Source organism: Psychromarinibacter halotolerans, assembly GCF_029168315.1.
GTDB lineage: Bacteria > Pseudomonadota > Alphaproteobacteria > Rhodobacterales > Rhodobacteraceae > Psychromarinibacter > Psychromarinibacter halotolerans.
Genome location: NZ_JARGYD010000005.1, coordinates 100,813 through 127,003 on the forward strand (window position 1 = coordinate 100,813; position 26,191 = coordinate 127,003).

The 26,191-nt window shown below is 65.9% G+C and carries 28 protein-coding genes; 12 read left to right on the forward strand and 16 right to left on the reverse strand.

Annotated elements, in window-relative coordinates; genetic code table 11:
- Nucleotides 1–24 precede the first annotated feature (24 nt).
- Nucleotides 25–1,158 (forward strand): cache domain-containing protein, encoded by a 1,134-nt coding sequence (locus P1K30_RS14185; RefSeq protein WP_275633411.1) that lies wholly within the window; start codon nt 25–27, stop codon nt 1,156–1,158.
- A gap of 58 nt (nt 1,159–1,216) precedes the next feature.
- On the opposite strand, the gene P1K30_RS14190 is transcribed toward P1K30_RS14185, so the two are convergent.
- Nucleotides 1,217–2,455, reverse strand: a complete 1,239-nt coding sequence (locus P1K30_RS14190; protein WP_275633412.1) for an aspartate kinase — start codon at nt 2,453–2,455, stop codon at nt 1,217–1,219.
- A 163-nt stretch (nt 2,456–2,618) separates the two neighbouring features.
- Here P1K30_RS14190 and P1K30_RS14195 point away from each other — a divergent pair, with 163 nt between their 5' ends.
- On the forward strand, nt 2,619–3,581 hold the full coding sequence (locus P1K30_RS14195) for a threonine dehydratase (RefSeq protein ID WP_275633413.1): 963 nt from the start codon (nt 2,619–2,621) through the stop codon (nt 3,579–3,581).
- A gap of 18 nt (nt 3,582–3,599) precedes the next feature.
- Here the strand turns inward: P1K30_RS14195 and P1K30_RS14200 are convergent, their stop codons facing one another.
- The 3 genes from P1K30_RS14200 to P1K30_RS14210 all read right to left on the reverse strand — a co-directional run bounded on the left by P1K30_RS14200 (nt 3,600) and on the right by P1K30_RS14210 (nt 5,261).
- Entirely contained in the window at nt 3,600–4,256 is a 657-nt protein-coding gene (locus P1K30_RS14200) for an SDR family NAD(P)-dependent oxidoreductase (RefSeq protein ID WP_275633414.1), read from the reverse strand.
- A 39-nt stretch (nt 4,257–4,295) separates the two neighbouring features.
- Nucleotides 4,296–4,730: a DUF1178 family protein gene (locus P1K30_RS14205; RefSeq protein WP_275633415.1), complete on the reverse strand. Its 435-nt coding sequence runs from the start codon at nt 4,728–4,730 to the stop codon at nt 4,296–4,298.
- Nucleotides 4,731–4,799: 69 nt separating this feature from the next.
- Entirely contained in the window at nt 4,800–5,261 is a 462-nt protein-coding gene (locus P1K30_RS14210) for an NUDIX hydrolase (protein WP_275633416.1), read from the reverse strand.
- A gap of 201 nt (nt 5,262–5,462) precedes the next feature.
- On the opposite strand from P1K30_RS14210, the gene P1K30_RS14215 reads away from it, so the two are divergent.
- On the forward strand, nt 5,463–6,611 hold the full coding sequence (locus P1K30_RS14215) for an acetoin utilization protein AcuC (protein ID WP_275633417.1): 1,149 nt from the start codon (nt 5,463–5,465) through the stop codon (nt 6,609–6,611).
- A 60-nt stretch (nt 6,612–6,671) separates the two neighbouring features.
- Nucleotides 6,672–7,637, forward strand: a complete 966-nt coding sequence (locus tag P1K30_RS14220) for a Gfo/Idh/MocA family protein (RefSeq protein ID WP_275633418.1) — start codon at nt 6,672–6,674, stop codon at nt 7,635–7,637.
- A gap of 24 nt (nt 7,638–7,661) precedes the next feature.
- Here P1K30_RS14220 and P1K30_RS14225 read toward each other — a convergent pair whose 3' ends face one another.
- A complete protein-coding gene (locus tag P1K30_RS14225) occupies nt 7,662–8,879 on the reverse strand; it encodes an MFS transporter (protein WP_275633419.1) in 1,218 nt (405 codons plus the stop codon).
- Between the two features lie 165 nt (nt 8,880–9,044).
- Nucleotides 9,045–9,668 carry a class I SAM-dependent DNA methyltransferase gene (locus P1K30_RS14230; protein WP_275633420.1) on the reverse strand — a complete coding sequence of 208 codons (624 nt, stop codon included), beginning with the start codon at nt 9,666–9,668 and terminating at the stop codon, nt 9,045–9,047.
- A gap of 146 nt (nt 9,669–9,814) precedes the next feature.
- Here P1K30_RS14230 and P1K30_RS14235 point away from each other — a divergent pair, with 146 nt between their 5' ends.
- Together P1K30_RS14235 and P1K30_RS14240 are read left to right on the forward strand one after the other, a co-directional pair.
- The gene (locus tag P1K30_RS14235; RefSeq protein WP_275633421.1) at nt 9,815–10,120 is read left to right on the forward strand and encodes a DUF4389 domain-containing protein; all 306 of its coding nucleotides are present in this window, start codon (nt 9,815–9,817) and stop codon (nt 10,118–10,120) included.
- Nucleotides 10,102–10,413 carry an acylphosphatase gene (locus tag P1K30_RS14240; protein WP_275633422.1) on the forward strand — a complete coding sequence of 104 codons (312 nt, stop codon included), beginning with the start codon at nt 10,102–10,104 and terminating at the stop codon, nt 10,411–10,413. The genes P1K30_RS14235 and P1K30_RS14240 overlap by 19 nt, the downstream gene beginning before the upstream one ends.
- Here P1K30_RS14240 and P1K30_RS14245 read toward each other — a convergent pair.
- Entirely contained in the window at nt 10,410–11,006 is a 597-nt protein-coding gene (locus P1K30_RS14245; RefSeq protein ID WP_275633423.1) for a hypothetical protein, read from the reverse strand. The genes P1K30_RS14240 and P1K30_RS14245 overlap by 4 nt on opposite strands.
- A 232-nt stretch (nt 11,007–11,238) precedes the next feature.
- Between P1K30_RS14245 and P1K30_RS14250 the strand changes: the two genes are divergently transcribed.
- Nucleotides 11,239–11,418 (forward strand): CTP synthetase, encoded by a 180-nt coding sequence (locus P1K30_RS14250; protein ID WP_275633424.1) that lies wholly within the window; start codon nt 11,239–11,241, stop codon nt 11,416–11,418.
- A 13-nt stretch (nt 11,419–11,431) separates the two neighbouring features.
- On the opposite strand, the gene P1K30_RS14255 is transcribed toward P1K30_RS14250, so the two are convergent.
- Nucleotides 11,432–12,196 carry an alpha/beta fold hydrolase gene (locus tag P1K30_RS14255; RefSeq protein ID WP_275633425.1) on the reverse strand — a complete coding sequence of 255 codons (765 nt, stop codon included), beginning with the start codon at nt 12,194–12,196 and terminating at the stop codon, nt 11,432–11,434.
- 89 nt (nt 12,197–12,285) lie between these two features.
- Between P1K30_RS14255 and P1K30_RS14260 the strand changes: the two genes are divergently transcribed.
- On the forward strand, nt 12,286–12,660 hold the full coding sequence (locus P1K30_RS14260; protein ID WP_275633426.1) for a hypothetical protein: 375 nt from the start codon (nt 12,286–12,288) through the stop codon (nt 12,658–12,660).
- Between the two features lie 46 nt (nt 12,661–12,706).
- Here the strand turns inward: P1K30_RS14260 and P1K30_RS14265 are convergent, their stop codons facing one another.
- From P1K30_RS14265 to glyA, 3 genes are all read right to left on the reverse strand, one after another.
- Entirely contained in the window at nt 12,707–13,111 is a 405-nt protein-coding gene (locus tag P1K30_RS14265; RefSeq protein WP_275633427.1) for a (R)-mandelonitrile lyase, read from the reverse strand.
- 69 nt (nt 13,112–13,180) lie between these two features.
- Complete coding sequence (locus P1K30_RS14270) at nt 13,181–13,774, reverse strand: hypothetical protein (protein ID WP_275633428.1); 594 nt, start codon at nt 13,772–13,774, stop codon at nt 13,181–13,183.
- A 257-nt stretch (nt 13,775–14,031) separates the two neighbouring features.
- Nucleotides 14,032–15,327 (reverse strand): serine hydroxymethyltransferase, encoded by a 1,296-nt coding sequence (glyA, locus tag P1K30_RS14275; RefSeq protein WP_275633429.1) that lies wholly within the window; start codon nt 15,325–15,327, stop codon nt 14,032–14,034.
- A 163-nt stretch (nt 15,328–15,490) separates the two neighbouring features.
- Here glyA and P1K30_RS14280 point away from each other — a divergent pair, with 163 nt between their 5' ends.
- Both P1K30_RS14280 and P1K30_RS14285 read left to right on the forward strand, forming a co-directional pair.
- The gene (locus P1K30_RS14280; RefSeq protein WP_275633430.1) at nt 15,491–16,249 is read left to right on the forward strand and encodes an NAD kinase; all 759 of its coding nucleotides are present in this window, start codon (nt 15,491–15,493) and stop codon (nt 16,247–16,249) included.
- A gap of 480 nt (nt 16,250–16,729) precedes the next feature.
- A complete protein-coding gene (locus P1K30_RS14285) occupies nt 16,730–16,924 on the forward strand; it encodes a hypothetical protein (RefSeq protein WP_275633431.1) in 195 nt (64 codons plus the stop codon).
- A gap of 61 nt (nt 16,925–16,985) precedes the next feature.
- Here P1K30_RS14285 and prpE read toward each other — a convergent pair whose 3' ends face one another.
- The 5 genes from prpE to mgtE form a co-directional block, all read right to left on the reverse strand.
- Nucleotides 16,986–18,887 (reverse strand): propionate-CoA ligase PrpE, encoded by a 1,902-nt coding sequence (gene prpE / locus P1K30_RS14290; protein ID WP_275633432.1) that lies wholly within the window; start codon nt 18,885–18,887, stop codon nt 16,986–16,988.
- A 160-nt stretch (nt 18,888–19,047) separates the two neighbouring features.
- Nucleotides 19,048–20,835 carry an SLC13 family permease gene (locus tag P1K30_RS14295; protein WP_275633433.1) on the reverse strand — a complete coding sequence of 596 codons (1,788 nt, stop codon included), beginning with the start codon at nt 20,833–20,835 and terminating at the stop codon, nt 19,048–19,050.
- A gap of 168 nt (nt 20,836–21,003) precedes the next feature.
- Entirely contained in the window at nt 21,004–21,831 is an 828-nt protein-coding gene (locus tag P1K30_RS14300; RefSeq protein ID WP_275633434.1) for a TIGR00282 family metallophosphoesterase, read from the reverse strand.
- A 154-nt stretch (nt 21,832–21,985) separates the two neighbouring features.
- A complete protein-coding gene (locus tag P1K30_RS14305; RefSeq protein WP_275633435.1) occupies nt 21,986–22,549 on the reverse strand; it encodes a 5-formyltetrahydrofolate cyclo-ligase in 564 nt (187 codons plus the stop codon).
- A complete protein-coding gene (gene mgtE / locus P1K30_RS14310; protein ID WP_275633436.1) occupies nt 22,546–23,925 on the reverse strand; it encodes a magnesium transporter in 1,380 nt (459 codons plus the stop codon). Before mgtE ends, P1K30_RS14305 begins: the two co-directional genes overlap by 4 nt.
- Nucleotides 23,926–24,053: 128 nt before the next feature.
- On the opposite strand from mgtE, the gene guaD reads away from it, so the two are divergent.
- Both guaD and P1K30_RS14320 read left to right on the forward strand, forming a co-directional pair.
- Complete coding sequence (guaD, locus tag P1K30_RS14315; protein WP_275633437.1) at nt 24,054–25,349, forward strand: guanine deaminase; 1,296 nt, start codon at nt 24,054–24,056, stop codon at nt 25,347–25,349.
- 92 nt (nt 25,350–25,441) lie between these two features.
- A complete protein-coding gene (locus P1K30_RS14320; RefSeq protein ID WP_275633438.1) occupies nt 25,442–26,098 on the forward strand; it encodes an SDR family oxidoreductase in 657 nt (218 codons plus the stop codon).
- The last annotated feature ends 93 nt before the right edge of the window (nt 26,099–26,191 follow it).

Consider the following 26,191-nt stretch of genomic DNA (forward strand, 5'->3'; position numbering starts at 1 on the left):
AAACAGGGACGGGAGACGGCAGTCATGCCGCGACGACTGATACTGATACTGGGCCTCGTCGGTCTGCAGGCGCTTGCGCTGGTGGTGGTGCTGGGCATCACCTACTGGGCGTCGCAGGGCGTTCTGCTGCGGTTCGCCGAGGGCCTGACCGCACGCATTGCCCGCGACACGACCGCCTATACCGAGAACTTTCTGGACCCCGCCGAAGACGCCGCGCAACTGTCGCAGCGCCTGCTAGAGGCGGGCGTTGTTCCGCATGACGACACCGAGGCGCTGGGCCGCTACCTGTTCGACGTGCTGCAGACGCGGGACAGCTTCGACGGCGCATACTTCGGGGCGGCAAGCGGCGATTTCGTCTATGTCAGCCGTGACACGACCGAGCCTCGGGCGAATTTCCGGGTCAAAACGATTGAGACCGGGCCGGACCGCGAGGTCGTGCTGTCGTGGCGGTCCGAGCGGTTCCGGGAAGTCGCCGCGCAGGACGAGCCGGACGACGACTATGACCCTCGCAACCGCCCGTGGTATCGCGCCGCGCTGGACGCCAACGCGGTTTCTTGGACGTCGCCCTATATCTTCTTCTCGTCGCAGCGTCCGGGCGTCACGGTGTCGATGCCGGTGGCCGATCCGCTGTCGGGCGGCGTGCTAGGCGCCGTTGGCGTCGACATCGGCATCGAGTCGCTGTCCACCTTTCTCGGCGGGCTGGAAATCAGCGCCAACGGGTCCGCCGCCATCGTGGCCGAGACGGGCGATATCGTCGCCCATTCGGAAGAGGATTTCGTGGCCGAGGCCGACCCGGACGGGACCGTCCGGTTCAACACGGTCGACGGTGCGGTCGACCCGCTTCTGATGCAGGCCGCTGCGTCGATCTCTGGCGGGCTGGGGGATCTGTTCCCCGGCGAAATCCGCGTGTCGCACTTCCGGGCGGACGGGCAGGCGTGGCTGGCTGCCGTCCAGCGGCTTCGGCTAGAGGCCACTCCGTGGACGGTCGTGACGTGGCTTCCGGAAAGCGATATCCTTGAACCGCTGCATCAGGTCCGCACCATCGCCGTCTGGGTCACGCTGGCGGCCCTTGCCGCCACGGCGCTGCTTGGGTTCTTTTACGGTCGCATTCTCATGCGCCCGGACCAAGGGCAGGGCGCGGACACGCGCCAGAAATGAAAAACGCCCCGGGCCGGGGCGCTTTCTTGGTCTGCGGTCGGGCGTCAGGCCGGTCGGCTCAGGACGCTTTTTCCAGCTCGAACACGTCGTGCAGGGCCTGCACCGCAAGTTCCATGTACTTGCGGTCGATCAGGACAGAGATCTTGATCTCAGAGGTCGTGATGACCTTGATGTTGATCCCTTCGTCCTTCAGCGCGTTGAACATCTTCGCCGCGACGCCTGCGTGCGACCGCATCCCGATGCCCACGACCGACACCTTGGCCACGTTGGTATCCGCCACGAGATCGTGAAAGTTGATGTCCCCGGCTTCTTTGGCCTTGTTCATCGCCGCCTCGGCCCGCGCCACCTGATTGGTGGGGCACGAGAAGGTCATGTCGGTGCGGCCTTCCTCGGCGATGTTCTGGACGATCATGTCCACGTTCACGCCCGCGTCCGCCAGCGGTCCGAAGATCGCGGCGGCGATGCCGGGGCGGTCCGCCACCGAGATCAGGGTCATCTTCGCTTCGTCGCGGCTATAGGCGACACCGGCAACAACATTGCTTTCCACGATATCCTCCTCGTCGCACACGAGAGTCCCGGCGCTTTCGTCCATCTCGCCGAAGCTGGACAGCACCCTGAGTTTCACCTTGTAGCGCATCGCCAGCTCGACCGAGCGGGTTTGCAGCACCTTCGCGCCGAGGCTGGCAAGTTCCAGCATCTCTTCGAAAGCGATCTTGTCGAGCTTGCGCGCCTTGTCCGAAATCCGCGGGTCGGTGGTATAGACCCCGTCCACGTCGGTGTAGATGTCGCAGCGTTCCGCACCGAACGCCGCGGCGAAGGCCACGGCTGTCGTGTCGCTGCCGCCCCGGCCCAGCGTGGTGATCCGGCCTTCGGGGCTGATGCCCTGAAAGCCCGCAACCACCGCGACCTTCATGCCTTCGCCGAACTTCGCCAGGATGTTCTCGGGCGGGATCTCTTCGATCCGGGCGGCGGAATGGGCGCTGGTCGTCTTCAGCGGAACCTGCCAGCCCTGCCAGCTGCGTGCGGGGATTTCCATCTCCTGCAGCGTCAGCGCCATAAGGCCGGCGGTCACGTTCTCGCCCGACGACACGACAGCGTCGTATTCGCGCGCGTCGAACATGGGCGAGGTCTCTTCGACGAAGCCGACCAGCTTGTTCGTTTCGCCGGACATCGCCGAGACGATGACGATCACGTCATAGCCGTTGGCGACCTCGACACCGACGCGTTTGGCGGCGCGGCTGATGCGGTCCAGCGTGGCGACAGAGGTGCCGCCGAATTTCATCACCAGGATCGGCATGAATGGCCATTTCCCATTTGCAAGTCGGGGGTTTCTTAGTCGTGGCGCGGTGGACAGGCAAGGGCTCCGCCAAGCCGCAAGAGCGATATTCCGAAACGCCGTCTTCGGACTGGTCATCCTGCAGGCTTTGCGCTTGTCTGCGGGGCAGAAGGGGAGACCGGACATGCAGTTGAGCGAAGACGACCTGAAGCGCGCGGCCGATCTTGTCTATACCTCGATGCCGGCCACCCCGCAGTATGCCTGGCCGCAGCTAAAGGCCCGTCTGGGCTGCGAGGTCTGGGTCAAGCACGAGAACCACACGCCCACCGGCGCGTTCAAGGTGCGCGGCGGGATCACGTTCATCGACTGGCTGCGCCGCACTCATCCCGATGTCGCGGGGATCTGTACCGCGACCCGCGGCAACCACGGCCAAAGTCAGGCCCGTGCGGCGACGGCGGCAGGGCTGCGGGCGCTGGTCTACGTGCCGCACGGAAACTCGGTCGAAAAGAACGCGTCCATGCGGGCCTTCGGCGCCGAACTGGTCGAGCATGGTCAGGACTTCGACACCGCGCGGGTCGAGGCGTTCCGCGTGGCCGAAGAGCAGGGCCTTGCCATCGTGCCGCCGTTTCACAAGGAGCTGGTGCGCGGCGTGGCCACCTACGCCTACGAGCTGTTCACCGCCGCCCCGGATCTTGATGCCGTCTACGTGCCCATCGGCTGCGGATCGGGCATCTGCGGCACCATCCTTGCCCGCGACGCGCTGGGCCTGAAGACCGAGGTGATCGCGGTGGTGGCCGAAGGCGCACCGTGCGCGCGGCTGTCGGTCGAGGCGGGCCGACTGGTCGAGACGAACACGGCCGACACCTTCGCCGACGGCATGGCGGTGCGGGTGCCGGTGCAGGCGGCGTTCGACATCTACGCGAAAGGCGCGTCCCGGTTCGTGACCGTCTCGGACGCCGAGATCGCGCAGGCGATGCGCGTGCTGTACGAAGACACCCACAACCTTGCCGAGGGGTCCGGCGCTGCGGCCTTGGCGGCTTTGATGCAGGAAAAGGACGCGATGGCGGGCCGCAAGGCGGGCGTTATCCTGTCGGGCGGCAACGTGGACGCGGGGGTGTTCGCGGACGTGTTGGCGGGCGGTATCTGACGCGCGCCCGTCAAGCGGTCAGTACGGGTGTTCGCGCCCGTCCCACGTCAGGAAGCATCCGGTGCTGTCCATCGACAGGTCGTCGAACCGCGCACGCAGGCCAGCGGCGCTTTGGTCTTCCGTGATGTCGGCACCTGCACCGCCCATATCGGTGCGGACCCAGCCGGGGTGATAGATGCCGACCGCGATGCCCTCGGGCCTCAGCTCCGTCGACAGATTGCGGCCTAGGTTCAGCGCCGCCGCCTTGGACGCGCGATAGATCAGCGAGCCGCCGGGAGCACGGGTGTGGCTGGCCATCTGGCTGGAGATGATCGCGATCTTGCCCGCCTGTGCCAGCCGCAGCGACGGCAACAGCGCCTGCACGGTCAGGAACACGCCGGTCACGTTCGTCGCGAACGTGTCTGCCCACATCGCCGCCGGGTATCCGGCATTCAAGGACTGGCCTTTGTCCAGGTTCACGCCTGCGTTGCAAACCAGCAGGTCCAGCGGCTTGCCCTGCATCCGCTCGGCCACCACCCGGTGCGCGGCGGGGTCGGTGACGTCCAGCGTCAGCCAGTTGCCCTCGGGCGGCGTGGCGCCGCGGTTCGTGCCGATAACGTCGATGCCATCGGACAGATAGCTGTCGAACAGCGCGCGGCCGATGCCTCGGGTCGCGCCAGTGATAAGGATTGTCATGGCCGCGACCCTAGCGGGGTGCCGGGCGGGTGCAAGGGATCAGTTGGATTTGCGCGTCGGGCGAAAGGGCAGGGGGGCGACGGGCACGCCATCCTCGATCAGGCGCTTCGCCTCTTCGGGCTTGGCCTCGCCATAGATCGACCGTTGGGGGATCTCGCCCTCGTGCATCTTGCGCGCCTCGGACGCGAAGCCCATCCCGACATAGTCAGAGGTCGTCTCGACATGCTTGCGCAGGGCTGCAAGCTTCGTCTCCATCTCCGACGCGGGGGCGGCAAGGCTTTCGTCTTTCGGCTCTGCCGGTTTCTTGCGGGCGGTCTGGACCCCCGGCGCCATCAGAACCTTGCGCACCTCGGTCGCGCCACACTCGGGGCAGGCGACCATGCCGGCGGCGGCCAGCTTGTCAAAGGCTTCGGCGCTGGCGAACCAGCTTTCGAACCCGTGGTCGTTTGTGCACTTGAGCGCGTAGCGGATCATGTCCGGTCCCGAGGCAAAGGTGATCAGGGTTAGATATTCGACCCCCGAAGGAATGCAAGCACGGGCGCTTCAAAAACGGGTGGGCTCGAACGCCGCCAGTATCTGCCGCAGTTCCGGCTCGGTCACCCGCTGGGCCGCCTTGGCGGTCGAAAACCACTTGCGCCGTCGTTGCTTGGCCTCGGGGTACTTGTCCTCCAGCCGCTTCACTTTCACCGGAAACACAGTCACCGAGTGGGGGTGGTCGTCTTCGGCGCGGTCCTTGACGTATGTGAAGGCGCCCAACGCGCTGCCGGACAGGGTGCCGACGACGCCGGCCTCTTCCCAGCATTCCTGCAACGCCGAGGCCCCGGCCGTTTCCCCGGCAAGCGGCCAGCCTTTGGGGATGATCCAGCGCCCGGCGCCGCGCGTCGTGACCAACAGGATTTCAGCCCGCTCGTTGCGCACACGGTAACACAACCCGCCGACCTGTGAGCGGATCATCCGTCTTTGCTCGGGCGCCAACTGAAGCGGGCGGATCTTGGCTCTTGCCATTGTGAATTGTCTGCCGATGTCTTTCCGGGCGCCGTGGCGCGCGAAACGCCTGTGCGCCCGGTGATGCCTGATGTCAGATTAGACTACGGCAAGGCGCGTTCAATGTTAAACGGGTCGGCACCCACCCTTATGGCCAACGGACATGGACCTGCACAAAGTTGTGCCCTTGAACCGGGCGACGATGAAGCGACATGACGTGAGATGACAACGCAGCCCGTTCAATTCCCCCGCTTTATCGGGGCAGAGATCTATCGCGGGTCCAGCTATGGCGGCTGGCACCCGCTGCGTGTGCCCCGGGTATCGACGGTCATGGACCTGTCGCGCGCGCTGGGCTGGCTGCCGCGCGACCGTTTCGTCGTCAGCCCCCGCGCGAAACCTGCCGCGTTGGCGGCATGGCACAGCCCGGCCTATCTGCAGGCGTTGGTGCAAGCCGAGGCCGACCAGCGCGTGACCGACGAGACCCGCGACCGGCACGGGCTTGGCACCACCTCGAACCCGGTGTTCCCCGAGATGTACCGCCGTCCGGCGACGGCGGCGGGCGGGTCGATCCTTGCCGGAGAAATGCTGGCGGACGGCGGTGTCGTCTACAGCCCGGCTGGCGGCACCCACCACGGGATGCCCGACCGGGCGAACGGGTTCTGCTATCTGAACGACCCGGTGCTTGCCATCCTGTCGCTGCGCGCGCGCGGCCTGCGGCGGGTCGCCTATGTCGACATCGACGCGCACCACCCCGACGGGGTCGAAGCCGCCTTCGCCCGCGATCCCGATGTCCTGATGATCTCGGTCCACGAGGAACGCCGCTGGCCCTTCACCGGCGCGCTGGCCGATGCGGGCGGGGGGCAGGTGTTCAACCTGCCTGTACCGCGCGGCTTCAACGACAGCGAGATGCGCGCCGCGTTGCAGTCGGTGATCCTGCCCGCCGTCGCGGCCTTCCGCCCCGAAGCGGTGGTGCTGCAATGCGGATCGGACGCGCTGGAAGAAGACCCGCTGTCGCGCCTTGCCCTGTCCAACAACGCCCATTGGGACGCGGTCGCGGCGCTGCGGCCGCTGTCGCCCCGCTATCTCGTGCTGGGTGGCGGCGGCTATAACCCGTGGTCGGTGGGCCGCTGCTGGACCGGGGTCTGGGGCACGCTGACGGGGCAGGAGATCCCCGACCGCCTGCCGCAGGATGCGGAAGAGACGCTGCGCGCGATCGCTTGGACCGGCAACAGCCGCGCCCGCAACCCGTCGCCGCTGTTGTTCGAGACCCTGCGCGATGCGCCACGCGAAGGTGCCGTCGGGGCCGAACTGCGCGCGCGGATCGAGGTGCTGGAGGCTCGGGTGCGGGCGATGGCGCGGGTCTGGGTCTGACCTTTCGGCCCGGCGATGGTTGCGCTACCGTCCGCGCAGATCTTTCAAGGGAGTGATGAGATGGCCGATCCGATCCGCTGGGGCGTTATGGGCGCCGCGAACTTCGCGAAGAACCAGATGGCGCCGGCCATCCATGCCGCAAGCGGCGCAAAACTCGCGGCGCTGGCGACCTCGTCCCCCGAGAAGGCCGACGGCTTCCGGGCCTTCTGCCCGGACCTGAAGGTCCACGACAGCTATGACGCGCTGCTGGCCGATCCCGAGATCGACGCCGTCTACATCCCGCTTCCGAACCACCTGCACGTCGAGTGGACGGTCAAGGCGCTGGAGGCGGGCAAACACGTCCTGACCGAAAAACCGATCGCGATGTCCGAGGCAGAGTTCGACACGCTGATCGCCGCGCGCGACAAGGCAGGGCTGCTGGCGGCCGAGGCCTATATGATCGTGCACCACCCCCAGTGGCAGCGCGCCAAAGAACTGTATGAAAGCGGCGCCATCGGCAAGCTGGTGTTGGTGGACGGCGTGTTTTCCTATGACAACCGCTCGGACCCCGGCAACATCCGCAACAAGCCCGAAACCGGCGGCGGATCCTTGCCCGACATCGGCGTCTACACCTTCGGCTCGGCCCGGTTCGTGACCGGCGAAGAACCCGACACGGTGCAGTCGACCATCCGGCGCGAGAACGGGGTGGACGTCTTCGCCCACGTCACCGCCGACTTCCCGTCGTTCCGCTATTCCTCGATCACGTCGATGCGGATGTTCCCGCGGCAGGAAATGACGTTCCACGGTGAAGAGGGCGTTCTGAAGGTGACGTGCCCCTTCAACGCGAACGTTTTCGGCATGGCGCAGATCACACTGGAACGCGACGGCATGTCGGTGACCACCGAACGCTGGCCCGGCGTGAACCACTACGTGCTGCAGGTCGAGAATTTCGGCCGCGCCGTGCGGGGCGAGGCGGCCTATCCCTGTCCGCTGGAATTCAGCCGGGGCACGCAGCGCATGATCGACATGGTGCTGGCGGCGGAATAGCTCCGCCGCCGGTCCGTGTGACGATTACTCGATTCCGCTGCGGCGGGCGTCCCACAGCGTGATCGCGAACAGGACAAGGCCGACCGCGCTAAGCCCGGCGCCGACATAGCCGGACGAGGGGAAGCCGTGCCCGGCTTCGACTGCGCGGGCGGCAAGGAACGGTCCCAGCGCGTTCGCGGTGTTGAACGCCGCGTGGTGCAGCGACGCGGCAAGCTGCTGCGCGTCTCCGGCCACGTTCATCAGCCGTGTCTGCATCACCGTCGACACGCCGCCCAGAACACCCATGAACAACAGCACAAGGCCCATCGCCCAGAACCCGTAGCCGACCACCAGCGGGAACAGGGCCAGCACGATAATGCCGCCGCCAAAGGCAAGGTAGGCGGTCGCGTTCATCGCCCGGTCGGCAAGCTGACCCATCACGAGGTTGAAGATCATCATCCCCAGCCCCGCGATCATCAGCATCAGCGCCACCTCGGTCTCGGACCCGCCCAGCGTCGTTTTCACGGTCGAGGCGATGTAGGTGTAGACCGCGAAGAAGCCGCCAAAGCCGATCGCGCCGGTCAGCAGCGTCAGCAGGACCTGCCGGTTCTTCAGCGCGCCCAGTTCCTTCAGCGGGTCGGCGTTGGGGTCCGCAGGGGTGCGCGGCGCCTTGAGGTGCACGGCAACCGCCGTGGCAAGCGACAGCGCGCCCACCAACACGAAGCCCGCGCGCCAGCCGATGTACTGGCTTAGCCAGCTTGCCGCGGGCACACCCACGGTGGTGGCGATGGTCAGGCCGACGAAGACCTTCGACACTGCCGACGCCCGCTTGTTGCGTGGCACGACCGATGCCGCGACCAGCGCGGCGACGCCGAAGTAAGCCCCATGCGGCAGCCCCGACAGAAAGCGCGAGGCGGTGAACAAGCCGAAGCTGGGCGCCATCGCGGACAGGGTGTTGAACACGGCGAAGGCCAGCATCAGCCAGATCAGCAGCATCCGCTTGCGCATACGGGCGCCCGCCACGGCAAGCACCGGCGCGCCGACCACGACTCCCAGCGCATAGGCGCTGATCGCGTCTGCGGCGCGCGCTTCGGACACGCCAAGGTCGGCGGCGAAGTTCGGCAACAGCGCCATCGCGGCGAATTCGGTGGTCCCGATCGCGAAACCGCCCATCGACAGGGCGAAAAGAACGGCGCGGGCCGAAACGACCCGCTCACCGCTCGCCAGATGGGTGTCGGCGACGGCGACTGTCTGATCGGTCATGCGAAGTTGCTTTCCAAGCTTGGGGGATCGGAAGGATCCCGTGTTTCCGATCCTCCCTGCGCAAACAGCTATCTGCGGCTCAGGTTTGGGGCAAGCGCACGGGCGGCGGGAAGCCAGTATGGCCGCCATGCGCGCGCTGCATGGCGAGGGGGGAGTTCGTCGGGCTCAGAGCTTGCGGAACACCATGACCAGCCCCCGGTCGTCCCTGTGGGGATGGTCGGCGCCCTCGTAGATCGCGATCTCGCGGAAGGCGACGGGGGTGATCTTCGCGGCCGCCACCAGGGCGGCCAGCGCCGACCCGAACCCCATGCCGTCCAGCACGGCGGGGATGGTGCCGCAGGCGAACAAGGCCCCCGGCCGGGTGATCCGCAGCAGTTCGGGCAGGCAGACCGGCCCGACGTGGCCGTGGGTGAAGGTGCCGCAGGACACGACGCCGCCATAGACCCCGTCCGGTATGTGCAGCGGCTGGGTCAGGTCGCCAAGGATGCGGCGGCGGTACAGACCCTTCGCCTCGGCCCGGGCCAGCATCTCGGGGGCGATGTCGATGCCGTCCACCGTCACGTCGCGCAGGTGCTCGGCCACCAGCCCGGTGCCGGCGCCGATGTCCAGCACGGGCTGGTTCTCTCGCATCTCGGATAGGAAGATGTTCGCGATCTCGCGCGGCGCGACATAGCCCCAGCCCGCCCCGAAACTGTCGTCGTAGCTGGCCGCCCAGTTGCCATACAGGCGCCGGGCGTCCTCCGGTCCGTCGATTGTATAGGCGTGGTCTAGGTCGTAATCGCTGGACATCACGGCTGTCTCCTGTGGCTTCACATCGGCTTAGCTGCGCAATGTGAAGCTCCTGCGACGGTGCCGTCTCGCGCGGCGCGATCTTGCGTCCGTCCGCCACCCGCCTAACATGACGCCCGAATCCGAAAGCTCCGGGAGGCCCCGCGATGAGCGAAGAGCATGACAAGTTTCAAGGTCGCATGACCGGCCCCCAGTTCGAGCCGCGCCAGAAGGATGGCCTGTTCATCCGGCTGGTTTTTATGGTGCTGATCTGGGTGATGCTGTCGCTGGCCAGCACGGTGCTGGGCGTGGCGACGGTGATCCAGTTCGTCGTCATGGTGATCAACAAGGGCGAGCCGAACCCCCGTCTGGCCGAATTCGGCGAGTCGCTGGGCATCTGGATCGCCAAGGCCGCCCGCTATCAGACCGCGGCAAGTGACGTGAAGCCGTGGCCGTGGACGGAACTGGACTGACGGCGATGGCCGACACGCTGATCTGTGCCCGCGTAAGCGGCAAGGTCCAGGGCGTCTGGTTCCGCGCCTGGACCCGGGAACAGGCCGTGGCGCTGGGCCTGCGGGGCTGGGTGCGAAACGAGGCGGACGGTTCCGTCAGCGCGTTGCTGGTCGGCCCCGAGGACGCGGTGACGCGGATGGTGGACCTGCTGCACGAGGGGCCGAACCGCGCGCGCGTCGACGCGGTCGAGACGCGCAGCGCAACCATCGCCGCCGACGAGGATTTCGCCGGCGGGTTCGAGATACGGCGTTAGTTCCGCTTTTTCGAGCCGCCGTTCTTCACTTGCCCGTCCACGGCGAACGGATCTTCAAGCGGTCCGTCTTCCAAGCGAGGCGCCACGCGGATTTGTTCGCGCTGGCAGTTCTCGACCTCATCCCACGCCAGACGCGAGCCGGTCAGCTTGAGGCTGTCGATCTCGGCGCCGTTGTAGGAAATCGACATCGTCAGGGCGGCTTGGAATTCGTTGATGAAGTTCATCTTGGTCGACTGTGCGTGCAGATAGACCGTTTCGCCGGGATTGAACTGAAGCCCCGTGGCCGAGACGTTCCAGACGGGCCGGCTGTCGAACCGGATCTCTAGGTCATAGGACTGATCGTCCCGAAGCGAGGTCCACTTGTCGTTCCCGATCAGAAAATAGAAATTGTCCCGCTCGGGATTGCGGCCGATCCGCAGAACGGTGCCGCCGTTCCACGACGCCAACGCATAGCAGCCGTTGCCGATGGTCGCGTCGACCGAGATGTCCCAGTCGCCGACAGTCTTCCACAGGGTGCCTTCCTGCGCCTGTGCAGGCGCGGCGAAAGCGGCAAGGGTCAGGCCAAGGGCGAGGGTCAAGTCTTTGACGAACATGAATGAAGCCTCCGAAATAACACTTGTGACGATTTTCGCATGAGCCCCGGCGGTCAGGCAAGTCGGGTTGTCCGCTATTTTGTCGCCAGCAGACACCGGGTCGGGGCAATCGCGCCGGATCAATGAGGCCGGGGCGATACGTTATGAGGCGCGATTGATTTGGGTCAATGAAACATTCTTTTCCATGAATGCATCTCGGCGCAAAGCACTTGACCGAAGGATGGAGGCCGGAATGTTCAGGCTGGCGATGACCTTGTTCTCGATGATCGCAACGACCCTGATGGGCACCTTCGTGGTGATCGCGCTTGTGGCGGGCTACGATACGCTGGTGCCGCTGGTCGCCGCGGCAGGGCTGGGACTGGCGGTGTCCGTCCCGGCCGCGTGGATGATCGCCCGGGCGCTGTCGTCGTGATCCGGCCCCAAGCCTAGCCCGTGACGTCGAACCACGCGTGCAGCGAGGCCGCGAACTCGCGCGGCTTGTCAGCGTGCAGCCAGTGGCTCGCGCCGGGGATCTTGGCGAACCGCGCGTTGGGGAAGTAGCCCTTTATCCGGTCCCGATGCTCGGGCAGGACATAGTCGCTTTCGGCGCCGGACAGGAACAGCGCGGGCGTGTCCGTCTGCCCTTCGATTTCCGGCCAGCCGGTGATCTTGTCCATCTCGGCGTCCAGAACGTCCAGGTTCAGCCGCCACTGCTTTTCCTTCACGTCGAGCGATTGCAGCAGGAAGGCGCGGGTGCCCCGGTCTGTCACCTTGGCTTGCAGGGCGCGGTCCGCGTCGCTGCGCGTGCCGATGGCCGACAGGTCGATGCTGCGCATCGCTTTGATCAGGTGGCGTTGCGTGTGCGAATAGGTCACGGGCGCGATGTCCGCGACCAGCAGCCGGTGCACCAGTTCGGGGCGGGTCAGGGTCAGCACCATCGCCGTTTTGCCGCCCATCGAGTGACCGACAAGATCGACCTTGCCGCCGTGCGACTCGATGACCTCGGCAATATCGCCAGCCATGTCGGGATAGCTTTGGCTGTCCGCGCGCGGGCTGTGGCCGTGATTGCGCATGTCCACGGTGATGACCTGCCGCGATTCGGACATCCGCTTGGAAATCGCGCCCCAGTTCCGCGCCGACCCGAACAGGCCATGCACGATCAGAAGCGGCGGGTGTTGCGTCGGTGCGCCAGTGAGAACCGTGTTCAGCATGGCCGATGCATAGCGTTGGCGGGCAGGGGTGGAAAGGGGGCGCGGGGCAGGGGTAATCTGGCGCCTGCTGCAAACCGGGGGGTTGGGCAATGAACTTGGCCGATGGGCTGAACGCGCGGTCCGCCGCGTTGGCGACGCTGTTCGAGAAGAAACTGAAAATCCGCGGCGACGGGCTAGAGGCGAAGCTGCGCCACGGCAAGCGCCGACTGCCGCGCTGGGTGCGGGTCGAGGCTGGCAAGCTGGTGGAGGCACAGCGTCTGGCCGCTCATCCCAAGCTGATGTCGCAGGTGGATGCCGACGGCCTGGACGCGGCGGCGACGCGCTGCGAACGCTGGGTGCGCGGCGTCGACCTTCCGCAACAGCGCCGGGACGCGGCGCTGCGGATGGCGGCGGGGGTCGCGCTGAACCTGCTGATCGTGGCGGGCGCGTTCGTTACCTGGATGGCGCTGTCCGGCAACCTTTGACGGGCGGCGGGGCGCCAAAGCCCCGCCTGCGCGGTCATGCCCGGTCTTAGGCCATTTCGCCGTCGTATTCCGCGTCGGTGACGTGCCGTTCCCAGTCGATGTGCTTGCCATTCAAAGCTTCGTGAATCGCAAGATGGCACATTGCCGTGTCCGGTCCCGCGCCGTGCCAGTGACGTTCTCCGGGCGGAATCCAGATCGTGTCGCCGGGGCGGATCACGCGGATCTTCTCACCCTCGGTCTGGAACAGTCCCTGTCCCGAGATGACGTGAAGCGTCTGGCCCAGCGGGTGCGTGTGCCATGCGGTGCGGGCACGGGGTTCGAATGTGACGAAAGCGGCGCGGACGCGGGCCGGTTGCGGCGCGTCGACGATCGGGTCCTGCCGCACGCGGCCGGTGAAATGTTCCGCCGGAGGCGTGATCGAGGCGCGGGCGCCGGTCGGGGTAAGATCCATGAAAGTCTCCTCTGCTGATGCAGAGGAGACCATGTCATGATGTCATTTGCCAAGTGGCAGGTTGAGTCGTCAGGCTGCCTTGCGACGGCGACGAAGCCCAAGTGCGCCGGCGCCAAGCAGCGCGCTGCCCAGAAGCGGCAGAGCTGCGGGCAGCGGAACTTCCGATGCCGACGGCGGCGTGGACGGCGACGGCGTGCCGGTGCGGTACCAGATCTCGGCGTGCGAGATGTCACCGATCGACTTGCCGGGGCCGCTGACAGACCAATCACCGGACAGCGGGAAGCCGCTGGCCAGATCCAGCAGGAAGTGGCCATGATGTCTGGCCTGCTTGATGCCGATGACGACCTCGATGACGTTGCTCAACGTCGTGCCGATCGACCATTTGCCGTCATCAGAGTCCTTGATGAAGTTCGAGAAGAAGACTTTGCCATCGCCGCCGGTGACGGTGCCGTTGTCTTCGCTGTGCTGGCCCAGCGTGAAAGTCTCGCCGAACAGCGTCATGGTTGCGTTATGGCCATGCGGACCGTCGCACGCGGACTGCGTGGACCCGGTCACGTCAAAGATCACGTTGCCGCAGGTAAGTGCCGATGCAGGTGCTGCAGCCAGGCCCGAGAAAAGCAGGGCGGCCGCAAGTGCAGTCGGTTTAAGATTAAAACAGCTCATTCATAACTCCCGGTACGACCGCCGCGTAATGAGGGCGGTTACTGGGCGGGAATATGTCGGAATCTGGGCGCGAATGCAATGTGTTAAGCGTGTCACGGCCCAAGGGCGATTTCTCTGCCTTAGCGAGAAATCTTAACTACCAGAGGGTGAAAACCGTGCGTGTCCGGGGTCAATCTGAACGGCTCTGACGGAACTGTGCGAGGTTCGAGAACTGTGACTGGCCGACCCGTTCAGGGCCGGCCAGAAAGGTCAGCGACTCAGAGAGTCGGATAGATCGGAAATTTGCGGCAAAGCGCGGTGACTTCGGCTTTCACCTTCTCCTCGACCTCGGTGTTGCCGTCCTCGCCGTTCGCGGCCAGCCCGTCGATCACTTCGACGATCCAGTCGGCGATCTGCCGGAATTCGGGCTCGCCAAAGCCGCGGGTGGTGCCGGCGGGCGTGCCAAGCCGGACACCCGAGGTCACGAAGGGCTTTTCCGGGTCGAACGGGACGCCGTTCTTGTTGCAGGTGATGTGCGCGCGGCCCAGCGCGGCCTCGGCGGCCTTGCCGGTCACGCCCTTGGGCCGCAGGTCGGCCAGCATCAGGTGGTTGTCGGTGCCGCCGGACACGATGTCGACGCCGCCCTTCATCAGCTGGTCGGCCATGGCGCGCGCGTTGGCCTTCACCTGCGCGGCATAGTCCTTGAACTCGGGGCGCAGCGCCTCGCCGAAGGCGACGGCCTTGCCGGCGATGGCGTGCATCAGCGGACCGCCCTGCAGACCCGGGAACACGGCCGAGTTGATCTTCTTCGCGATCGCTTCGTCGTTGGTCAGGATCAGACCGCCGCGCGGGCCGCGCAGCGATTTATGGGTGGTCGAGGTGACGACATGGGCGTGCGGCACCGGAGAGGCGTGGACGCCGCCCGCAACCAGACCCGCGATATGCGCCATGTCGACGTGCAGGTAGGCCCCGATCTCGTCCGCGATGGCACGGAACGCGGCCCAGTCCCATTCGCGCGAATAGGCGGTGCCGCCCGCGAGGATCAGCTTGGGCTTGTGCTCCAGCGCCTTGGCGCGGATCTCGTCCATGTCCAGAAGGTTGTCCTGCTGGCGCACGCCGTAGGACACGACGTTGAACCACTTGCCGGACATGTTGACCGGCGAGCCGTGGGTCAGGTGGCCGCCCGAGTTCAGGTCAAGCCCCATGAAGGTGTCGCCCGGTTGCAGCAGCGCCAGGAACACGGCCTGGTTCATCTGCGAGCCCGAGTTCGGCTGCACGTTGGCAAAGCCCGCGCCGAACAGTTCCTTGGCACGCTCGATGGCCAGCGTCTCGGCCACGTCGACGTACTGGCAGCCGCCGTAGTAGCGTTTGCCGGGATAGCCCTCGGCATACTTGTTGGTCATGATCGAACCCTGCGCCTGCAGGACGGCCAGCGAGACGATGTTCTCAGAGGCGATCAGTTCGATCTCGTCCTGCTGACGACCCAGTTCGTTCTGGATCGAGCCGAACAGCTCGGGGTCGCGGTCAGCGAGGTTTTCGGTGAAGAAGCCGGAATCGCGGTGTGGCGCGTTCATGGGTACTTTCCCTTCGGGCAGCCTTGGATTTGCCCGGCCTCATACCGCACCGCGGGCGCGGGATGAAGCCCCCTAAACGACGCGCCGTGTCGCATGCGCGGCATCGGGTGGTTTTCCTTGTGTTTTCTTCCTTCACTTGCAATCTGGCCCAAGGAGCGCGCCGATGCAGAAGATCGCCTTCGTGGCAAACGATACCGAGGTCGCCCGGACGGCCCTGACCGAACTTGCGGGGCGGTACGGCTCGACGAGTCCGGAAGAGGCCGACGTGATCGTCGCGCTGGGCGGCGACGGGTTCATGCTTCAGACCCTTCACGGCACCATGCACCTTGATGTTCCGGTCTACGGCATGAACCGGGGGACGGTCGGGTTCCTGATGAATGGCTATACCGACGACAAGCTGATCGAACGGCTGGAAGAGGCCGAGGAAACCGTCATCCACCCCCTGCACATGAAGGCGGAAACGCCCGAGGGCCGGATTCACGAGGCACTGGCGATCAACGAGGTTTCGCTGCTGCGCGCGGGTCCGCAGGCGGCAAAGCTGCGCATCACGGTCGATACGCGCGTCCGGATGGAGGAACTGGTCTGCGACGGTGCGCTGGTGTCGACGCCGGCGGGATCGACGGCCTACAACTACTCGGCGCACGGGCCCATCCTGCCGATCGGCTCTGACGTGCTGGCGCTGACGGCCATCGCACCGTTCCGGCCCCGCCGGTGGCGCGGCGCCTTGCTTCCGATGAACGCCTCGGTGCGGTTCGACGTGCTGGAGCCCGAGAAAAGGCCAGTCATGGCCGACGCGGACAGTCGCGCCGTCGAACGGGTGACGTCTGTCGAGATCCGGGCGGATCGGTCGGTGCGACACCGCCTGTTGTTCGATCCGGGTCACGGACTGGAAGAGCGACTAATCAGCGAACAGTTCGTCTGACTTATTGCGCCGTCATGCTGTGATGGCGTCAGTGATGTGCGACAGTCCTTGTCATGCGAAGTTAACGTACCGCTTTCACACTCGGTGGCGCGATGAACATATGACTTCCTATGCGTCAATTTTGTAAGATGGATTTAATGTTCTGAGCGTGTTTCTGAATATTTAATTGAGTTAGGCGCTATTATTTAAGTTTCGAATTTTCGTAAATCTTATTAATTTAACCAGTTCTGCGGTTTTCGACGTTACTGGTAAATATTTTTGGTCTCTTGTGGGTTCTGGACGCATTATTTATCTACGTTAGGTTGTTTTTGGGTCGCGTTGTAAGCGAATGATCAACCATCAAGTGTGTGTTTCACGATTTTTATTTGCCGTTTTGTTGTCTTGATGGCGCATCGTTGCGCCAAGTTTCTGCCATCGGCTGACGGTAACTTGCCTTTGCCGGCGCGCCGGACCTAAGGTAGTCCCAGCAAGGAGTGGCTCATGTTGGAAACACCGGAAAGCCGTACGGTAATGATGCTGTACGAACTTCAGCGTGAAATTCGCGAGATGCGGAGAGAGATGAAATCACGCTTGGACGAGATTGAAGACCGCCTTGCGCGTGCCGAAGACCGACTCGCCGGGCTGGCCGGTGACGTCGCCGAGCCTTTCCGGGCCGTGGTTGCAAAAGAACACTGATCGCACTGGCGCCCTCCGGTCGAACCGGAAGGCGCAGTAAAACCGGCTTCTCCAGCCTCTGTTACTCCGCAACAGCCAGCGGATACCCCAGCTCTTCAACGGCAGAGCGGATCTCATCCAGAATCGCGGGATCGTCGATGGTGGCAGGCATTTTGAACTCCTGTCCATCCGCGATCTTCACCATCGTTGCCCTGAGGATCTTGCCGGATCGCGTTTTCGGCAGCCTGTCGACGACCGAAACCAGCTTGAACGCCGCGACCGGACCGATCTTTTCACGCACCAGCGCGACGCATTCCTTCCCGATCTCGGCAGGGTCCCGGTTCACGCCCTTCGTCAGGCAGACGAACCCCATCGGAAGCTGACCCTTCAGCGCGTCCGACACGCCGATCACGGCGCATTCCGCGACATCCGGGTGCGAGGCTAGGACCTCTTCCATGCCGCCGGTCGACAGACGGTGCCCCGCGACGTTGATCACGTCGTCGGTGCGCGCCATGATCCACAGATAGCCGTCCTCGTCCTTCATGCCCGCGTCGCCCGTCTCGTAGTAGCCGGGGAAGTGCGACAGGTAGGATTTCTTGAACCGCTCCGGCGCGTTCCAAAGGGTGGGCAACGTGCCCGGCGGCAGCGGCAGCTTCACGGCGATGGCCCCCAGCGTGCCCGGCGGAACCTCGTGCCCCTCGTCGTCGAGAATGCGGATGTCATAGCCCGGCATCGCCACGGTCGGAGAACCGATCTTGACCGGCAGCGGCTCGATCCCCGCCGGGTTGCCCGCGATGGTCCAACCCGTCTCGGTCTGCCACCAGTGGTCGTAGACCGGCTTGCCCGTCATCTTCTGCGTCCACTCGATGGTGTCCGGATCCGCGCGTTCACCGGCAAGGTAGATCGCGCGCAGGTTCGACAGATCGTATTTCTTGATGAACTCGCCGTTGGGGTCCTCGCGCTTCACCGCGCGGAATGCCGTCGGGGCGGTGAAGAAGCTGCGGACCTTGTGCTCGGATATAACACGCCAGAACGTACCGGCGTCGGGGGTGCCGACGGGCTTGCCCTCGAACACGATGGTGGTGTTGCCGTGCACCAGCGGGCCATAGCAAATATAGCTGTGCCCCACGACCCAGCCGACGTCGGACGCGGCCCAGAACACCTCTCCGGGCTCGACGTTGTAGATGTTCTTCATCGTCCAGTTCAGCGCGACCAGATGGCCGGCAGTGGGGCGCACCACGCCTTTGGGCTGCCCGGTCGTGCCCGAGGTGTAAAGGATATAGGCGGGGTGGTTCCCTTCGACCGGGACACACTCGGCCGGTTCCACGCCGAACTGGAACCCGTGCCAGTTCACGTCGCGCCCTTCCTCAAGATGGGCGACCTCTTGTTCCCGCTGGAAGATCACGCAGAAGTCCGGCTGGTGCTCTGCCACGTCCAGCGCGCCGTCCAGCAGCGGTTTGTAATGCACGATCCGGCCCGGTTCGATCCCGCACGAGGCGGCGATGATGCACTTGGGTTTGCAGTCGTCGATTCGCACCGCAAGCTCGTTCGCCGCGAAGCCGCCGAACACGACCGAATGCACCGCACCCAGCCGGGCGCAGGCCAGCATCGCCTCTAGTGCCTCGGGGATCATCGGCATGTAGATGATCACGCGGTCGCCTTTTTCGACGCCCTTGGCCCGCAGCGCACCCGCAAGCTGCGCCACGCGGTTGCGCAGGTTCACATAGGTGATGCGGCGGGTGACACCGGACACGGGGCTGTCGTGAATGATCGCGACCTGATCGCCGCGTCCGGCCTCGACATGGCGGTCGACGGCGTTCCAGCAGGCGTTAACCTTCGCATCCGCGAACCACTCGTAAACATCGTCCCCCCGGTCGAACAGCGCCTGTTTCGGCGGCTCGATCCAGTCGATGGCCTCGGCCTGTTTCAGCCAGTAACCCTCGGGGTCGTCCTGCCAGGACTTGTAGACGTCCGCGTATGCCATCGTATGCACCTCCTCGCTCCTGCGCGGGACGTTACTTTGGGGAAAGGGAGTCGGGCAAGCGGCACAGGTGCGCTATCCGGTCACTGTTCGCGATAACGGAGCCGTGATCGGCAAGGATGCGCGTGGCGCGGGTGGATCAGACCGGCCTTGGCGGACCTGTTCAGGGCATCAGCGGCCAGATCAGCGGGATCAGGGCCGAGGCCAGAAGCCCGATGCTCAGGTTCAGCGGGATGCCCACTTTCAGGAAGTCCGTGAAACGATAGCCGCCGGGGCCGTAGACCATCATGTTGGTCTGATACCCGATGGGCGTCGCAAAGCTGGCCGACGCCGCGACCATGACCGCCACGACCAGCGCTCGTGCGTCGAAGCCCATCGCATCCGCAAGCGCGATAGCGATGGGTGTGAGGACGACGGCAACGGCGTTGTTGGACACCAATTCGGTCAGCACCGAGGTCAGCAGGTACACCGCCCAGATCACGAAGAACGGGGGCAATTGGGTCAGAGCAGGGGCGATGCCGCGCACGATCAGTTCGACCGCGCCCGTCGATTCCAAGGCCGCGCCGATGGCCAGCATCGAGAAGATCAAGGCCAGCAGACGGCCGTCCACGAAGCCGAACGCCTCGTCGGCGTCGATACAACCGGTGATCAGCACCACGGCAACGGCGATGACCGCCAGCATCAGGATCGGCGCGATCCCGAAGGCCGCCAGCGCGACAAGCGCCAGCAGCGCGACGATCGCGATGGGGGCGTGGCTGCGGCGGAAGCCGCGGGCGGCGGGGCGGGTGACATCGACAAGGTCCATGTCCTGCGCCAGACGCTGAATGTCCTCGTCCGCGCCTTCCAGCAGCAGCGTGTCCCCGACGTGAACGACCAGATCGTCCAGCTGGCGGCCGATGTTCTGGTTCCGGCGGTGCACCGCCAGCGGATAAACGCCATAGCGCCGACGCAGGCGCAGGTCGCCCAGCCGACGCCCCACCATCCGGCAGCCCGGCGTGATCAGAACCTCGACCGTTTGCGTCTCGACCGCCGAGATCTGGTCCACCCGTTTCAGCGACTTGTTGCTTTGCAGGCTGAGAAGCTCGGTCATCTGGGTGCGCAGCACGACGCGGTCGCCGACCTGCAACTCGACCCCGTCCAGGTTGCGGCGCAGCGAGTCGTCGCCCCGGATCACGTCGATCAGGCGCACGCCCTCGCGCTTGAACAGCTGAACCCCCAGCACTTCGCGCCCGATCAGGTTGCTGTCGGGGGGGATCACCGCCTCCGTAAAGAACTTCATGCGCGACCGCCCGGTGGACAGCATGTCGGCCATGCTGTCGCGGGCAGGCAGCAAGCGCGGCGCGATGAAGCGCAGGTACAGCGCGCCCCACGCGACCAGCGCAAGGCCCAGGGGCGTGACCTCGAAAATGGTGAAAGGGGTCAGCCCGTAGCTGCGGGCGACACCGTCGACCAGCAGGTTGGTCGAGGTGCCGATCAGCGTCAGCGTACCGCCAAGGATCGCGCCATAGCTGAGAGGGATCAGCAGCTTGGACGCGGGCATGTTCAGCTTCTGGGCCAACTGGACGAACACCGGGATCATCACGACCACGACCGGCGTGTTGTTCACCACCGCCGAGGCCGCGATCACGAAGGCCATCAGCATCGCGATGGTGGTCTTCGGATTGGTGGCGACCTTTCGCTGGGCCGATTGCGTGAAGGCTTCCAGTGCGCCGGTCCTGACCAACGCCCCCATCACGATGAACATTGCCGCGATGGTCCACGGGGCGGGGTTCGACAGCACCTCCAGCCCGCGATCGTAGGGCAGAAGCCCGAGGATCAGCATCAGCGCCACGCCAGCGATGGCGACGACCTCGGTCGGATAGATCTCGCGCACGAACAACACGAACATCAATACCACGACGCCAAGAGTCACGAAGGCTTCTGCGCCGGGCGATAGGAACGACTGAATCATTCGACGGGTGTCCGTGTCGGGGCTGTCCGTTGCAAACCGGACCGCATCCTTACGTGTTGACGCGCCACGCACAAGCGGTCCGCCCGCGATTGCGGCGGCCACTGTGGCGCTGTCGCCGTGTGTGGCACCACATCGGGCGCTTTAACGGGCGCCGGGTCGTGCAGGTGCTCAGGCGTCGCGCTTGTCCGGACCCGAGGCGGCCAGCCGACCGCCCTGACGTACCATCTCGACCCGCGTCGCCTTGCCGGTCAGGTCGTCGGTTTCGACGTAAAGCCCCGACAGCGTGCCTTCGCCCTCGGACGGTGTGAACCGTCCGCCCGGCATCCCGGTGATGAACCGGCGCATGGGTTCGGATTTCTCCATCCCGATCACCGAATTGTAGTCGCCGCACATGCCGGCGTCGGTCTGGAACGCGGTGCCGCCCGGCAGGATCATCCCGTCGCCGGTGGGCACGTGGGTGTGGGTCCCGACCACGACGGATGCACGGCCGTCGCACCAGTGGCCTATCGCCATCTTCTCGGACGTCGCCTCGCAGTGGATATCGACAAGGATCGCCTGCGCCTGACCGCCCAGCGGGTGCGCCTTGAGCGTGCGCTCCAGCGCCGAGAAAGGGTCGTCGAACGGGCGTTTCATGAACACCTGTCCCAGCGCCTGCGTCACCAGCACCTTGCGGCCTCGGGTCGCCTCGAACAGGCGGGCGCCCTGACCGGGTGCGGACTTGGCATAGTTCAACGGCCGGACGATGCGGGGTTCGGTTTCGATGAACTGCAGCATGTCGCGCTGGTCGAAAGCGTGATCGCCAAGGGTCAGGCAGTCTGCCCCGGCCTCGAGCAACAGCTTGGCATGGGCGCCGGACAAGCCGACGCCGTTCGTTGCGTTCTCGCCGTTGACGACGACGAAATCGAGAGACCATTCGCTGCGAAGGCGGGGCAGATGGGTGGTGATTGCCTGCCGGCCGGACCGGCCCACCACGTCGCCGAGAAAGAGGATGCGCATGGCCGCAAGGGGTAGGCCGTGCGGGGGGGCGAGGGCAAGCGGAAAAGCCCTGTGGTTTCGCACTGCGGCTGGGGCTGGTCAGGGGGGCGCTGCCCCCGTCGCGCTGGCGCGCGCCTCCCCCGGGATATTTCTGGACAGAAGAAGCGGGGGGCGGTCAGGCGAAGTTTAGCGTTTCGGCCTCAGTCACGATGGCGTCCAGCGGCTGATCGGTGGGTTCCAGCGGCAGGCTGTCGGTTTCCTGCGCGGCCCAAGCGAAGCCCACGGCCAGCACCGGCCCGGCGGCGCGCAGACGTTCCAGCGTGCGGTCGTAGAAGCCGCCGCCGTAGCCGATGCGCGCCCCCGCGCGGGTGAAGGCCACGAGCGGCACGATCAAGATGCCGGGCGTCATCGGCTGGCCGTCCGCCGGAACGCGGGCCCCGAACGGGCCGTCCTGCATCGCGGCATCCGGCGTCCAGAGGTGGAACAGCAGCGGTTGACCGGCGGACTCGATCACCGGGACGCCGACGGGGGCAGAGGCCGCATGCGCCGCCATCGCGGGCAATGGGTCGATCTCGGTCCGCATCGGCATGTAGCCCGCCAGCGGGCGGCCCGCATGAGGGGCCAGAAACGCCGACAGCCGCGCCGCCCCGGCGGTGCGGTCGCCGGTCTCGAACGCCTGCTTGCGGCGGGCGAAGGCGGCCTCGCGCGCGGCGGCCTTGGCGGCCGAGAGATCGGTCACAGCAGGACCACGGCGGCAAGGCCGAGGAAGGCGAAGAAGCCCACCACGTCGGTCACCGTGGTCACGAAGGTGCCGGATGCCAGCGCCGGGTCGACCTTCAGCCGGTCCAGCACCACAGGGATCACCGTGCCCGCCAGCCCGGCGACGACAAGGTTGATGATCATCGCCGCCGCGATCACGGCGCCCAGCATCGGCGCGCCGAACCAGACCCAGCCGACCAGCCCCATCACCACCGCGAAGATCACGCCGTTGACCGTGCCCACCAGCACCTCGCGTCGGATGACGCGCAGCACGTTGGACCCGGTAAGGTCCTTGGTGGCGATGGCGCGTACCGCCACCGTCAGCGACTGCGTGCCCGCGTTGCCGCCCATCGACGCCACGATCGGCATCAGCACCGCCAGCGCCACGTATTGCGCGATCGTGTCCTCGAACAGCGAGATCACCAGCGACGCGATGATCGCCGTCGCAAGGTTCACCGCCAGCCACGGCGCGCGGCGGCGGGTGGTGGCGACGACCTTGTCCGACAGGCTGGATTCATCGCCAACACCGGCAAGGCGCAGGATGTCTTCCTCGGCCTCTTCTTCCAGCACGATCATCGCGTCGTCGATAGTGATCACGCCGACCAGCTTTCCGTCCTCGTCCACCACGGGCGCCGAGATCAGGTGGTACTGGTTGAAGGCATAGGCGACGTCGGCCTCTTTCTCGGTCGCCTCGATGGTGCGGAACGAGTCTTCGGCGATGTCTTTCAGCTTCACGTCGCGGCGGTGGCCAAGGATCTTGCCCAGCGTGACGTTGCCCACCGGATGATAGCGCGGGTCGACAAGGGTGACGTGGTAGAAATCGTCCGGCAGATCCTCGCGAGAGCGGAGCCAGTCGATCGCCTCGCCCACGGTCCAGTGCTCGGGGCCCGCGACGACCTCGCGCTGCATCAGGCGGCCGGCGGAGTATTCCGGGTAGGACAGCGCCTGCTGGACGGCTAGACGGTCGTTGTCTTCCAGCGCGTCAAGGATCGCCTTCTGCTGGTCGTCTTCGAGGTCCTCGATGATGTCGACGACGTCGTCCGATTCCAGCTCGCGCACCGCGTCCGACAGCACGCCGGGCGACAGCAGGTCGAACACCTCTTCGCGGATCGATTCGTCGAGTTCGGACAGTGTCTCGCCGTCGATCTCGTGGACCTTCAGGATCGCGGCGCGTTCAGAGCTGTCGACCTGTTCCAGAAGGTCGGCGATGTCAGCCGGGTGCAGCGGCTCCATCAGCTCGTTGACGGTCGCGGCGTCCTGCGCCTCGGCAGCTTCGAGAATCGCCAGAACGCGTTCCCGGCCAAGGCCGTAGCGGTCGTCTTCGCGGGCGTCTTCGGTCGTGGTTTCTTCCGCCATGGCCTGCCTCTTCTAACCGTTTGGGCCGTAATACATATGGACGGGGGCGGAAAACAGGGGGCAGTTCGCGATTTACGCCGCAGCGCGTCATGCCTATCGTCGGCTGCGGCGTCGACAGAAGGCACGACATGACCAAACGGCTGATCCTTGGGCAGACTTTGTCCTTCGCAGACGATCCCTTCCGGGTGCCGGTGGACGCGGCCGTGCGGCATGAACGCCGGGGCGCGGTGCTGGTCGAGGACGGGCGCATCGCCGCGCTGGGGGCGGCGGATACGCTGCGCACGGATCATCCCGACGCCGAGCTGACCGACCACGGCGACGCGCTGATTACAGCGGGCTTCGTCGATGCGCACGCGCACTACCCCCAGACCGCGATGATCGCCAGCTGGGGCAAGCGGCTGATCGACTGGCTGAACAGCTATACCTTCCCCGAAGAGATGCGGTTCGGCGACCCGGACTACGCAACCGAAATCGCGTCGCGCTATTTCGACCTGACGCTGTCGAACGGCACCACCACCGCCTGCAGCTATGCCACGATCCATCCTGAAAGCGTCGACGCCTATTTCGAACAGGCGCAGCGGCGCGGGCTGCGGGCGCTGGCGGGCAAGACCTGCATGGACCGCAACGCGCCAAAGGGGCTGCAAGACACGCCCGCAAGCGCCTATGACGACAGCAAGGCACTGCTGAAGAAATGGCACGGGACCGGCCGGATGGGCTATGTGATCACCCCGCGGTTCTCGCCCACCTCGACGCCCGCACAGCTAGAGGCGCTGGGCGCGCTGTGGGCCGAGCACCCGGACTGCCTGATGCAGACCCACCTGAGCGAGCAGACGGACGAGATCGCGTGGGTGAAATCGCTGTTCCCCGAGGCGCGCGATTACCTCGACACCTACGAAGCCTTTGGCCTGCTGGGGGCGAATGGGCTGTACGGGCACGCCATCCACCTTGAGCCGCGCGAGCGCGACCGGCTGCGCGAGGTCGATGCCGCCCTGATCCACTGCCCGACGTCGAACACCTTTATCGGCTCTGGCGTGTTCGACATGGCCGGGCTGACGGCGGCGGGGCATCGCGTGGGGCTGGCGACCGACACGGGGGGCGGATCGTCGTTCTCGATGCTGCGGACGATGGCGGCGGCCTACGAGCTGGGGCAGCTGAACGGCAGCGCGCTGCACCCGGCGCAGCTGTATTGGCTTGCGACGCAAGGCTCGGCGCGGGCACTGCGGCTGGACGACCAGATCGGCAACCTCGGCATAGGGATGGAGGCCGACCTTGTCGTGCTTGACCTTGCCTCGACCCCGGCCATCGCGCAGCGCGCCGCGCGGGCGGACGACCTGTGGGAGGCGCTGTTCCCAACCATCATGATGGGGGACGACCGGGCGGTGCAGTCGGTTTACGTCGCGGGCGACCCGGTGCGCATGGCCTGACGAAAGCGCCGCATGGCCGGGTTGCGTGGCGAACCGAGCGGCCGGCGCTAGGTCCGCGTTCGGAAACGGAACCGAAGACGGACAAGACAGACATGGCACGCATTTTCCTGATTGGCGCGACCGGCGGCGTAGGCCACCGGCTTGCGCCGATGCTCATTCACGCGGGGCACGACGTCAGTGGCCTGCATCGCAAGGCCGAACAGGCCGAAGACCTGCGCGCCGCGGGCGTGACCCCCGTGCAGGGTGACCTGATGGACATGGATGCAAAGGCGCTGGGCTACGCCGTCGCGGGGCACGACGCCATCGTGTTCTCCGCCGGAGCAGCGGGCAGCGGGCCCGAGCGCACGGCAGAGATCGACGGACACGGGCCCGTCAAGATGATCGAGGCGGCCCGCGCCGCAGGGATTCGGCGGCTGTACCTTGTGTCGGCGATGCCCGAGGCGGGGCGGGGCACCGAGGTGAAGCACGGCTTCGAACTGTACATGCGGACCAAGAAAGAGGCCGACGCGGCGCTGTCGATCAGCGGGCTCGACTGGGTCATCCTGCGGCCCGGCACCCTTCTGGACGAGGATGGCGACGGCATGGTCGCGCTGTCGCGCGCGGTGACCTATGGCACCGTCAAGCGCGGGAACGTGGCGCAGACGCTGGCTGCGCTGATCGACCGGCCCGAGATCCGGCAGGAAATTCTGGAATTGACGGACGGCAACGCGCCGCTGGCCGACGCGGTGGATGCGCTGGTGCGCCGCTAGCGTCGCGCCAAAGGGAAAGGGCGACCCGCGCGGGCCGCCCTTTCACCGTTCCAGTGACCCCGGCGCACGGCGCGCCGGTCCGGTCGATCCGGG